This window comes from Mediterraneibacter sp. (assembly GCF_030825015.1).
In the GTDB taxonomy this organism is placed as follows: domain Bacteria; phylum Bacillota; class Clostridia; order Lachnospirales; family Lachnospiraceae; genus Mediterraneibacter.
Map to the genome: position 1 here is coordinate 50,841 of NZ_JAPJQP010000004.1, position 12,265 is coordinate 63,105.

7 protein-coding genes and 1 other annotated feature are annotated in these 12,265 nt (G+C 44.5%); of the genes, 2 read left to right on the forward strand and 5 right to left on the reverse strand.

Annotated elements, in window-relative coordinates; translation table 11 throughout:
- The first annotated feature begins 21 nt into the window (after window positions 1-21).
- On the forward strand, window positions 22-1,125 hold the full coding sequence (locus RCH61_RS03680) for a sensor histidine kinase (RefSeq protein ID WP_178006274.1): 1,104 nt from the start codon (window positions 22-24) through the stop codon (window positions 1,123-1,125).
- Entirely contained in the window at window positions 1,118-1,825 is a 708-nt protein-coding gene (locus tag RCH61_RS03685) for a response regulator (protein WP_178006273.1), read from the forward strand. Before RCH61_RS03680 ends, RCH61_RS03685 begins: the two co-directional genes overlap by 8 nt.
- 440 nt (window positions 1,826-2,265) lie before the next feature.
- On the opposite strand, the gene rpoC is transcribed toward RCH61_RS03685, so the two are convergent.
- The 5 genes from rpoC to RCH61_RS03710 form a co-directional block, all read right to left on the reverse strand.
- Entirely contained in the window at window positions 2,266-5,985 is a 3,720-nt protein-coding gene (rpoC, locus tag RCH61_RS03690; RefSeq protein ID WP_178006272.1) for a DNA-directed RNA polymerase subunit beta', read from the reverse strand.
- Between the two features lie 17 nt (window positions 5,986-6,002).
- Window positions 6,003-9,866 (reverse strand): DNA-directed RNA polymerase subunit beta, encoded by a 3,864-nt coding sequence (gene rpoB / locus RCH61_RS03695; RefSeq protein WP_306479906.1) that lies wholly within the window; start codon window positions 9,864-9,866, stop codon window positions 6,003-6,005.
- A gap of 481 nt (window positions 9,867-10,347) precedes the next feature.
- Entirely contained in the window at window positions 10,348-10,722 is a 375-nt protein-coding gene (gene rplL, locus RCH61_RS03700; RefSeq protein ID WP_306479907.1) for a 50S ribosomal protein L7/L12, read from the reverse strand.
- 108 nt (window positions 10,723-10,830) lie between these two features.
- Window positions 10,831-11,373 carry a 50S ribosomal protein L10 gene (rplJ, locus tag RCH61_RS03705; protein ID WP_178006509.1) on the reverse strand — a complete coding sequence of 181 codons (543 nt, stop codon included), beginning with the start codon at window positions 11,371-11,373 and terminating at the stop codon, window positions 10,831-10,833.
- 41 nt (window positions 11,374-11,414) lie between these two features.
- Window positions 11,415-11,557: a sequence feature (ribosomal protein L10 leader region), on the reverse strand.
- Window positions 11,558-11,810: 253 nt separating this feature from the next.
- Window positions 11,811-12,265: InlB B-repeat-containing protein (locus tag RCH61_RS03710; protein WP_306479908.1), on the reverse strand; the 455-nt coding region annotated here is incomplete at its 5' end.

Consider the following 12,265-nt stretch of genomic DNA (forward strand, 5'->3'; position numbering starts at 1 on the left):
TCCATGCTTTTTTAATATACTATGAACAGATATCACGAAAAAACAGAACGACAAAATATTATTTCTGACACAATATTTACGATTTTCATGCTTCTCACCGCAACTGCCGTCTCTTTTTGTTTCTTTTATTTCGGGAATAAAAATTCGGCTAATATTGCCGTGATCTATACCCTTGCGCTCATTTTGACCGCCCTTAAAACTTCTGGTTATATATATGGCATTGTTGCCTCTGTATTCTGCGTCATTGCCGTTAATTTTCTTTTTTCCTATCCATTTTTTAAATTTAATTTTTCATTGGACGGATATCCCGTAACCTTTATCGGAATGCTTGCGATTACATTGATCACAAGTGCAACGACAACTTCCCTGAAACAGCAGCAAAAAGCTGCGGCTGAAAAGGAAAAAGCTCTAGTCGAAGCCGACAAGGAAAAACTTCGGGCGAATCTGCTTCGCGCTGTATCACATGATCTCCGCACACCGCTTACAGGCATTATTGGATCGTCCTCTTCCTATTTGGAGAACAGTTCAGATCTGACGGAATATGAGCGCACCGAACTTGTCAACAACATTAAAGAAGACTCCGAATGGCTGTTAAATATGGTTGAAAATCTGCTCACAATTACGCGCATAGACAACAATTCCCATGACAAGGTAAAGAAATCCCCGGAGGTTGTAGAAGAAGTCATTTCTGAGGCGATTCAGAGGCTTCAGAAGCGTATACCGGATATTCGTATCAAAGTACATATGCCGAATGATTTTCTCATGATTCCTATGGATGCAACTCTCATCGAACAGGTTCTCATTAATCTGATGGAAAATGCCGCAGTTCATTCCGGGAGTACAGAACATATTGATTTGATCATCACACCGGAAAAGAATTGTATCTCATTCTGCATTCGTGATTATGGAAACGGAATCGCCCCTGAACAACTACCCTACATATTTGAAGGGCAGCGCAGCTTTGGTAACCATACAGACCACCATAAAGGAATCGGAATTGGATTATCAATCTGCAAAACGATCATCGAAGCCCACGAAGGTGAAATCCATGCTTCTAACCACGGACATGGCGCTGAATTTACCTTCACACTTCCAAAAGAAAAGGAGAGTATAACCAATGCCTAAATTTTCTGTTTTGATTATTGAAGATGAAAAAAATATACAGACTTTCATGGGAAAGGTACTGAAACGGCATGATTATCAGGTACTTTACGCCAATACCGGTAAGCAAGGACTTGAAACAGCCCGTTCCCGCTGTCCGGATATCATCCTCCTTGACCTCGGACTTCCTGATATTGACGGATGTTCGATCATTCAGGAAGTCCGCACTTGGACCAGCACCCCTATCATTGTCATTTCCGCCCGTACTGCCGAGCGCGAAAAAGTCGCGGCTCTTGATCTGGGCGCTGATGACTATATAACAAAACCTTTTGGGACGTCTGAGCTTCTTGCACGTATCCGCGCTTCTTTGCGCCACAGTAATCGTCTGCTCACAGACAGCACCTTCTATATACGTTCTTACAAACATAAGGATATGACACTTGATTTTTCCAAGAGACTTCTGACAATCCACGGAAAACCGATCCATCTAACCCCGATCGAATACAAAATTGTCGCCTATTTAGCACAGAACTCCGGAAAAGTCATTACTTATGCCGCAATCCTTGCAAACGTATGGGGACCTTACGCCGATGACGATAATAAAATTCTCCGTGTCAATATGGCAAATATCCGCCGCAAAATAGAGCAGGATCCTGCCCAGCCTCAATATATTTTTACCGAAGTCGGCGTCGGTTACCGGATGGCAGAAGACGAGGATGAATAACGCGCATAGATGCTAAAAATCCGCTAAGGTCTTTGCCGCTTTATTCCATTCTGTGCTTCACTCCTTTAAAATAGAGACTGATTTGTTTTTACTGCAGTCCGCTTTGTAACGCAGAATCATTTTCTGTACACAAAGCCGCAGAATTTATTTTAAGGAGTGACCCAAAATGAATATCGGTTTAATTTTACTTATGATAATTGGAGGTTCTGTCGGTGTTTTTTCCACACTCTACATCATAATCAGCCTTCCTCTCGTAATTCTTCAGAAGATCTATCGGAAAATCCGATTCGGAGCTTCTCTTTATGACTAAATAAAACATTGCAAAAACTCCGTATACATTACCGGTTTCTATTCCGGGTCTGTATACGGAGTTTTTATTTTGTCTTATGACCTGTTTTTCAGTTCAATATAGACGATCCAGCATCAAAACAAACGTCTTTTTATTCTTCTGAAGAAGTTTCCTCTTCAGCCGCTTCAACTGTTTCTTCTGTTTCATCTACTTCCAATGCTTCATCTGTAAATTCTGCATCTGCATCAAGAACATCAGTCTGATCTGCTTCTGCATCTTCCTCTATCTCAAACTCTTCTTCTGACAATGCTTCTGCTCTTGCGTCTGTATTCAGCGCTACGTCACGGTATTTTTTCATACCCGTACCTGCCGGAATATGTTTACCGATAATTACGTTTTCTTTCAAACCGACAAGATGATCGACTTTTCCTTTGATCGCCGCTTCTGTAAGAACTTTTGTTGTCTCCTGGAAGGACGCTGCCGACAGGAAGGAGTCTGTTGCAAGAGACGCTTTCGTAATACCAAGCATGATCTGCTCGCCTGTAGCCGGCTCTTTTCCTTCTTCTTCAAGACGCTCGTTCACTTCATTGAATTCAAGAACGTCAACCATTGTTCCCGGAAGGAATTCTGTATCGCCTTTTTCTTCAATGCGAACTTTCTTCAGCATCTGACGAACAATCACTTCGATATGCTTATCATTGATCTCAACACCTTGCAGACGATATACACGCTGTACTTCCTGAAGCATGTAATCCTGAACCGCTCTGAGCCCTTTGATCTTCAGAATATCATGCGGATTCACACTACCTTCTGTCAACTCATCTCCGGCTTCAAGCATCACACCGTCCTGTATTTTAATACGGGAACCATATGGAATCAAGTATGCTTTTGACTCGCCTGTCTCATCATTTGTAACAATGATCTCGCGTTTCTTCTTCGTATCTGAAATCGTTGCTCTTCCGGCAAATTCTGTGATGATCGCAAGACCCTTCGGCTTTCTTGCCTCAAAAAGCTCCTCGACACGCGGAAGACCCTGTGTAATGTCATCTCCGGCAACTCCACCGGTATGGAACGTACGCATTGTAAGCTGTGTTCCCGGCTCTCCGATTGACTGTGCCGCAACGATTCCGACTGCTTCTCCGACCTGTACCGCTTCACCTGTAGCCATGTTTGCTCCGTAACATTTTGCACATACACCGCTCTTACATTTACAGGTAAGAATTGTACGGATCTTCACTTTCTTCAGTGATTCGCCATTCTCATCCACGCCTTTTTTCATAACGCGTTCTGCACGGCGCGGCGTAATCATATGGTTTGCTTTTACAAGCACATTTCCATCTTTATCTTTAATATCCTCGCAGGAATAACGTCCTGTAATACGCTCCTGAAGGCTCTCAATTTCTTCATTTCCATCCATGAATGCAGATACATACATTCCCGGAATTTCTTTTCCTTCTTCTGCACAGTCAGAATCATGAATGATCAATTCCTGAGATACGTCTACAAGACGTCTTGTCAGGTAACCTGAATCGGCTGTACGAAGAGCCGTATCTGACAGACCTTTACGAGCGCCATGAGCGGACATGAAATATTCAAGTACGTCAAGACCCTCACGGAAGTTTGACTTGATCGGCAACTCGATCGTACGTCCTGTCGTATCCGCCATAAGTCCACGCATACCGGCAAGCTGTTTGATCTGCTTGTCAGAACCACGGGCTCCTGAATCAGCCATCATAAAGATGTTGTTATATTTATCAAGACCTGTCAACAGAGCTTCTGTCAGTTTATCGTCGGTTGCTTTCCAAGTCTCTACAACTTCTTTGTAACGCTCTTCCTCGGTGATAAGACCACGTTTATAGTTCTTTGTGATTTTATCCACTGTATTCTGCGCTTCCTCGATCATCTGCGGCTTCTGCGGCGGAACCGTCATATCGGAAATAGATACGGTCATCGCTGCTCTTGTAGAGAACTTGTATCCGATTGCTTTTACATTATCAAGCACTTCCGCCGTCTGTGTTGCGCCATGTGTATTGATTACTTTCTCAAGGATCTGTTTTAACTGTTTCTTTCCAACATGGAAATCCACTTCAAGAAGAAGCTCCTGCCCTTCCACTTCTCGATCTACAAAACCAAGATCCTGCGGAATGATCTCATTAAACAGAAGACGTCCAAGTGTTGCATCTATAATGCCTGTCTTCTCTGTTCCATCCGGCATTGTCTTCGTCACACGAACTTTGATTCGAGAATGAAGCGTAATATATCCGTTCTCATATGCAAGAATTGCTTCGCTCATGCTCTTGAAGAACATTCCCTCGCCTTTTACTCCCGGTCTTTCCTGCGTCAGATAATAGATACCAAGTACCATATCCTGTGAAGGAACAGCTACCGGACCACCGTCAGACGGTTTCAGCAAGTTGTTTGGTGAAAGAAGCAGGAAACGACACTCTGCCTGTGCTTCCTGTGACAACGGAACATGCACCGCCATCTGGTCACCGTCGAAGTCGGCGTTATAAGCTGTACAAACGAGCGGATGCAGCTTGATCGCTTTACCTTCTACTAAGATCGGCTCAAACGCCTGAATACCGAGTCTGTGAAGCGTGGGGGCACGGTTAAGCATAACCGGATGCTCCTTGATCACTTCCTCAAGCACATCCCATACCTCCGGCTGAAGTCTCTCAACCATTTTCTTTGCATTTTTAATATTATGTGCTGTTCCGTTTGCAACAAGCTCTTTCATAACAAACGGTTTAAACAGCTCAATCGCCATTTCTTTCGGAAGACCGCACTGATAAATCTTAAGTTCCGGTCCTACAACGATAACAGAACGTCCTGAGTAGTCAACACGTTTTCCGAGCAAGTTCTGACGGAAACGTCCGGACTTACCTTTCAGCATATCCGAAAGTGATTTTAATGCTCTGTTTCCCGGTCCTGTAACCGGACGTCCGCGGCGTCCGTTATCGATCAGGGCATCTACTGCTTCCTGAAGCATACGTTTCTCATTTCTTACGATAATATCCGGCGCTCCAAGCTCAAGCAGTCTTTTCAGACGGTTATTTCTGTTAATAATTCTTCTGTACAGATCATTCAGGTCACTCGTCGCGAAACGGCCACCGTCAAGCTGTACCATCGGACGCAGATCCGGCGGAATAACCGGAATTGCAGAAAGAATCATCCATTCCGGGCGGTTTCCTGATTCACGGAACGCCTCGACAACTTCCAGACGCTTCACGATTCTTGCTCTCTTCTGGCCTGTCGCGTTTTCCAAACCTGCCTGAAGCTCTGCATATTCTTTTTCAAGATCAATACTCTCCAGAAGCTCTTTGATTGCCTCAGCACCCATACCTACGCGGAATGAGCCTCTGCCCCATTTCTCTTTCTGCTCCTGATACTCTGCCTCTGAAAGGATCTGTTTATACTGAAGATCCGTCTCTCCTTTGTCAAGAACAATATAAGATGCAAAATAAAGCACTCTTTCCAATGTTCTCGGAGAGATGTCAAGGATCAGTCCCATACGGCTTGGGATTCCCTTGAAATACCAGATGTGAGACACCGGAGCGGCAAGGGCGATATGCCCCATACGCTCACGACGTACACTTGCCTTTGTAACCTCGACGCCGCATCGGTCACAAACAACACCTTTGTAACGGATCTTTTTATATTTTCCACAATGACACTCCCAGTCCTTGCTCGGTCCGAAGATTCTCTCGCAGAACAGTCCATCTTTTTCAGGCTTTAACGTTCTGTAGTTGATCGTCTCCGGTTTCGTAACTTCACCTCTGGACCATTCCATGATCTTTTCCGGTGAAGCCAGACCGATCTTGATCGCGTCAAATGTTAACGGTTGATATTGTTGTTCATTATTGTTTGGCATATATTTGGATCCTCCTCTTATTCTTCCTCATAATCGGAATACTCGTCAAACTCAATGTCCACCGGGGCATCATCATCCGGCTCTTCCTCAGGTTCAACATCCTCGAGTTCCTCGCCTACAAACTCCTTCTCACTAAATCCGTGATCACCGAAAGATTCATTCTCATCACGGTACTTTCTGTCTCCTTCGATAATGTGACGCAGATCTGTCTCTCCATAATCTACGTTCTCCATAATCTCAACTTCTGTATTGTCATCACGCAATACACGCACATCCAGCGCAAGAGACTGAAGCTCTTTTAAAAGCACCTTAAATGACTCCGGAATACCCGGCTCAGGAATGTTTTCTCCCTTAATGATCGCCTCGTAAGTCTTCACACGACCTACAACGTCGTCGGACTTCACTGTCAGGATCTCCTGCAGTGTATAAGATGCGCCGTACGCCTCCAAAGCCCAAACCTCCATCTCTCCGAAACGCTGTCCGCCGAATTGTGCTTTACCACCAAGCGGCTGCTGCGTAACGAGGGAGTAAGGACCTGTAGAACGCGCATGGATCTTATCATCTACAAGATGGTGAAGTTTCAGGTAGTGCATGTGTCCGATCGTTACCGGACTGTCGAAATACTCACCTGTACGTCCGTCTCTCAAGCGTACTTTACCGTCTCTTGAAAGCGGAACGCCCTTCCACAGATTTCTGTGTTCTCTATTATCGGACAGATACTGCAGCACTTCAGGAAGAAGTTCCTGTCCATGTTTTTTCTCAAATTCATCCCACTCAAGATTGACATAGTCATTAGCCAGATCAAGAGTATCCATGATGTCAACCTCATTTGCTCCATCGAATACCGGCGTGGAAATGTTAAATCCAAGCGCTTTCGCTGCAAGACTTAAATGGATCTCAAGCACCTGTCCGATATTCATACGCGAAGGCACACCAAGCGGATTCAAAACGATATCCAGCGGACGTCCGTTCGGAAGGAACGGCATATCCTCTACCGGAAGCACACGGGAAACGACACCCTTATTACCATGACGTCCCGCCATCTTATCGCCGACAGATATCTTTCTCTTCTGTGCAATGTAAATACGAACTGCCTGATTTACTCCAGGTGACAGCTCGTCACCGTTTTCTCTTGTAAATACTTTCGCATCTACAACGATACCATATTCACCGTGCGGTACTTTCAGAGATGTATCTCTTACCTCGCGGGCTTTCTCGCCGAAGATTGCGCGAAGAAGTCTCTCCTCTGCCGTAAGCTCTGTCTCTCCCTTTGGAGTCACCTTTCCGACAAGGATATCTCCGGCGCGTACTTCTGCACCGATACGGATAATTCCTCTCTCGTCGAGATCTTTGAGCGCATCGTCGCCGACACCCGGAATATCTCTTGTGATTTCTTCCGGTCCCAGCTTTGTATCACGAGCTTCTGCTTCATATTCTTCAATATGAACAGAAGTATAAACATCATCCTGTACAAGTCTCTCGCTCAAAAGAACGGCATCCTCGTAGTTGTAACCTTCCCATGTCATGAAACCGATAAGCGGATTCTTTCCAAGAGCCATCTCTCCGCCGGATGTAGACGGACCGTCTGCGATGACCTGTCCTGCCGTAACAACATCCCCTTTATTAACGATCGGACGCTGATTGTAGCAGTTGCTTTGGTTGCTTCGCTGGAATTTTGTCAGTTTGTAAGACGTCTTGTTTCCATCTTCTTCACGGACAACGATTTCCTTTGAAGTAGAACTTTCCACTGTTCCTGCACGTTCTGCTACAACACATACGCCAGAGTCAACAGCGGCTTTTACTTCCATACCCGTGCCGACTACCGGAGCCTCTGTCGTCAAAAGCGGAACCGCCTGACGCTGCATGTTGGATCCCATAAGAGCACGGTTGGCATCGTCATTTTCAAGGAACGGGATCAGCGCCGTAGCAACTGAGAATACCATCTTCGGAGAAACGTCCATGTAATCGAACTTGCTTCTCTCGTATTCCTGCGTTTCCTCTCTGTAACGACCGGATACGTTTTTATGAATAAAGTGACCTTCTTCATCAAGCGGTGTATTCGCCTGTGCCACATGATAATTATCTTCTTCATCAGCTGTCATATAAACAACTTTTTCTGTAACGACCGGATTTTCCGGATCGGATTTGTCAATCCAACGATACGGCGCTTCCACAAATCCATATTGATTGATTCGTGCATAAGTTGCCAATGAGTTGATCAGACCGATGTTCGGACCTTCAGGAGTCTCGATCGGACACATTCTTCCATAATGAGAATAATGTACGTCTCGAACCTCGAATCCCGCACGATCTCTGGAAAGACCGCCAGGTCCCAGCGCGGAGAGACGTCTCTTATGTGTCAGCTCTCCAAGCGGGTTGTTCTGATCCATAAACTGTGACAACTGGGAAGAGCCAAAGAACTCTTTCACTGCTGCCGTTACCGGTTTTATGTTAATCAACGACTGCGGAGAAATTCCTTCCTGATCCTGTGTCGTCATACGTTCACGAACAACTCTTTCCAGTCTTGAAAGACCGATTCTATACTGGTTCTGAAGCAATTCTCCTACTGCACGGATACGACGGTTACCCAAATGATCGATGTCATCGTCAGTTCCCATGCCATATTCAAGATGCATATTATAGTTAATCGAAGCAAGGATGTCCTCTTTTGTAATATGCTTCGGAATCAAATCGTGAATGTCACGTTTGATCAATGCTTTCATTTCTTCGATATCTCCGGCAGACTCTTCAATGATACCTGCAAGTACCGGATAGTATACCTGCTCTGTCACACCAACTTCTTCCGGATCAATATCTACAACAGATCGAAGATCTACCATCATATTGGAAAGGATCTTGATGTTTCTCTCTTCATCTTCTCCTTCCACCCACAAATACGGAACTGCGTTATTCTGAATCAGATCTGCAAGTTCACGTGTGATCTTCGTTCCTTTTTCTGCGACAACTTCTCCTGTGAGCTGACTTACCACATCCTCTGCAAGTACACAGCCTGCAACGCGGTTTTTCAGCATCAGTTTCTTGTTAAATTTATAACGTCCGACCTTCGCAAGATCGTATCTTCTCGGATCAAAGAACATGCTGTTGATCAGGCTTTCCGCGCTGTCCACTGCCAGCGGCTCACCCGGACGGATCTTCTTATACAGTTCCAGCAAACCTTCCTGATAACTCTCTGCCGTATCCTTTGTAAAACTTGCAAGAATCTTCGGTTCTTCTCCGAACAGATCGACAATCTCCGCATTTGTTCCGATACCAAGCGCACGAATCAACACTGTGATCGGAACTTTTCTTGTACGATCGACACGCACATAGAAAACGTCGTTGGAGTCTGTCTCATATTCAAGCCATGCGCCTCTGTTCGGGATCACTGTGGATGAATACAGTTTCTTTCCGAGCTTATCATGTGCAATACCATAATAAATTCCCGGAGAACGCACGAGCTGACTGACGATAACACGCTCTGCACCGTTGATCACAAATGTACCTGTCTTTGTCATCAGCGGAAGATCTCCCATAAAAATCTCATGTTCGTTAATCTCATCAGTCTCTTTGTTGTGGAGACGGACTCTCACTTTTAAGGGAGCAGCATAAGTCGCATCGCGCTCTTTACACTCATCGATCGTATATTTCACATCATCCTCGCAAAGTGTGAAATCTACGAATTCCAGACTTAAGTGTCCGCTGTAATCGGCAATCGGGGAAATATCATCGAACACCTCTTTGAGTCCTTCATCAAGAAACCACTGATAGGAATCTTTCTGAACTTCAATGAGGTTAGGCATCTCCAATACTTCTTTCTGCCGTGAGTAGCTCATGCGGAAACTTTTTCCGGTTTTAATGGGACGGATTCTGTTTTTCTCCATTGACGTTTCACTCCTCTATCATTTTTTCAATCATTCGCGCTTTCGTTATCCGCATCTCCTTTGTCGGACAACACCGAATGACCTGAATCTTTACATACGGGACAAAACACGCTGCGCGGCTTTTCCCGCCATCGTGGCAGTCGCCAAATCGCTGTATAAATGCGAATCTTGGCACGTTGCTTCGCGTAAATGAAAAGAGCCTTGTAATAGTAATTACGCTTCTAATACGGCATACCTTTCCATAATAGTGCATTTTTAACTATATCACAAAGCTCTTTTCGTTGTCAATAACATTTCCCAAATTTTTCTTGACATTTTTCTTCATATATGATATTATGCGTCATTTTTTGACAAACGGCGAACAAACTGACCATAATCCAAATGAAAGACAAAAGAACCGCAGAAGCACAAAATCTTCTGCGGTCATTTCTCTTAAGCTTGTCGTCGTTAAAGACGTTCACGGAATTATTAAAAATCCCGATTATTTCATGTTAACTTCAGCGCCCTCTGCCTCAAGTTTCGCTTTGATCTCCTCAGCCTCTGCTTTGGAAACACCCTCTTTAAGTGTCTTCGGAGCGTTGTCAACGAGCTCTTTAGCTTCTTTCAGTCCAAGACCTGTGATCTCACGAACTGCTTTGATAACTTTAACTTTGGAAGCTCCTGCAGATACGAGTTCTACGTCAAACTCATCTTTCTCTTCTGCTGCTGCACCACCGTCAGCTGCTGCTGCAACTACAACTCCTGCTGCTGCAGATACACCGAACTCTTCTTCACATGCTTTTACTAATTCATTTAACTCTAATACTGATAACTCTTTGATCGCTTCGATCATTTCAGCTGTTGTCATTTTAGCCATTTTTGATATCCTCCATTTTTTAATTTTCTCTCCCGGAATATTCTTGTAATCTCCGGTTTGGATTTTGTTTCATTTTACATTGCGCCGCACATTCGGCACATTCGTGTTTTATTCTTCTGTTGCCGGAGCCTCTGCTGCTTCCTCAGCCGGAGCTTCTGCTGCAACCTCGCCGTCTTTCTCAGCGATCTGTTTAATAACACGAGCAAAGTTTGTAATTGGTGACTGTAAGCTTCCAAGCAACTTGGAGAGAAGTACCTCTCTTGACGGAATCTTAGCCAGTTCGTTCAATCCGGCTACATCATATACAGTTCCTTCAACTACACCAGCTTTCATCTCAAGTTTGTCTGCTGTCTTCGCAAACTCTGCAAGAATTCTAGCCGGAGCTGTCGCATCTTCCTTGGATACGCAAAGCGCGCTCGGTCCTTCTAAATACTCATCCAAACCTGCGAACTCTGTTCCTTCAAATGCTCTCTTCATCATTGTGTTCTTACATACTTTGTAAGTAACGCCAGCTTCTCTGAGCTTTTTACGAAGCTCTGTATCCTGTGCCACTGTAAGTCCACGGTAGTCAACGATAACTACAGACTGAGCATCTTTGATGTCTTCTGCGATAGCTGCTACGATCGGTTGTTTTAATTCAACTTTTGCCACGTCCCGGTGCACCTCCTTATAGATTTTGAATGACTGCGTCCTGAGACTTCAAAAAACCTCTATGCCAAAAGACACAGAGGTTTACAAATGTTCTTCTTAAAAAGAATTCGTATCTTCCTCGGCAGGCGTTTTCAACCTTATGCCTAACGGCACCTGCTGTCTTCGGCAGTCAATTACTTTTATAAAATATCACTGCCTGATCAAATTGTCAAGCACTTTTTATACTTCTTTATCTAATTATTTCATTCTATCCCGCCTTTTCCCCAAATGCCTTTTTCATATCTCACTTTGTTTTCAGAGTTTTTACAAATTTGATTTCTGGCACAAATTCCCTTGACTTAATCATCGGAAGTACCAAAAGGCACATTTCGGGATTGTGAGCGGTCATCAGCAAAAACTGCCGACAGGAATTACCTGCCGGCAGAACATTCTTTTGATTAGGAACGTTTTTTACGTGATTTCAGAACTACAACACCAGCTCCCGCCGCTGCGCCGAGGCATACGATCCACGGTACTGCATTTGCTGTATCACCTGTCTGAACTGCACCTTCCACCTTATTGTTTTTGTCGTTCTTATCATTTTTATCAGTATTTGATCCCGGTGTAGTCGGAAGCTTCTCAAAACGTGCTTCGATCTTCAGATCTCCTGTGATCGGTGTATTGAAGTCGAACTCTTTGTCTCCAACAAACCATCCGATGAATTTGTAGCCTTCTTTTACCGGATCTGCAGGACGAGTAAGCTTAGAACCATCTTTTACCTTAACCGTTTCTCCATTGATCGTAACTGTCCACTCTTCCGGCTGCGGATCAGGCGTCTCAATCTTTTCGAAACGAGCTTCAATCACAAGATCTCCCTTGATCTCTGTGTCAAAATTAAATTCTTTGCCATCTG

Coding starts and splice junctions, on each gene's coding strand:
- RCH61_RS03680 (WP_178006274.1), top strand. CDS start 22: ATGAACAGATATCACGAAAAAACAGAACGACAAAATATTATTTCTGAC.
- RCH61_RS03685 (WP_178006273.1), top strand. CDS start 1,118: ATGCCTAAATTTTCTGTTTTGATTATTGAAGATGAAAAAAATATACAG.
- rpoC (WP_178006272.1), bottom strand. CDS start 5,985: ATGCCAAACAATAATGAACAACAATATCAACCGTTAACATTTGACGCG.
- rpoB (WP_306479906.1), bottom strand. CDS start 9,866: ATGGAGAAAAACAGAATCCGTCCCATTAAAACCGGAAAAAGTTTCCGC.
- rplL (WP_306479907.1), bottom strand. CDS start 10,722: ATGGCTAAAATGACAACAGCTGAAATGATCGAAGCGATCAAAGAGTTA.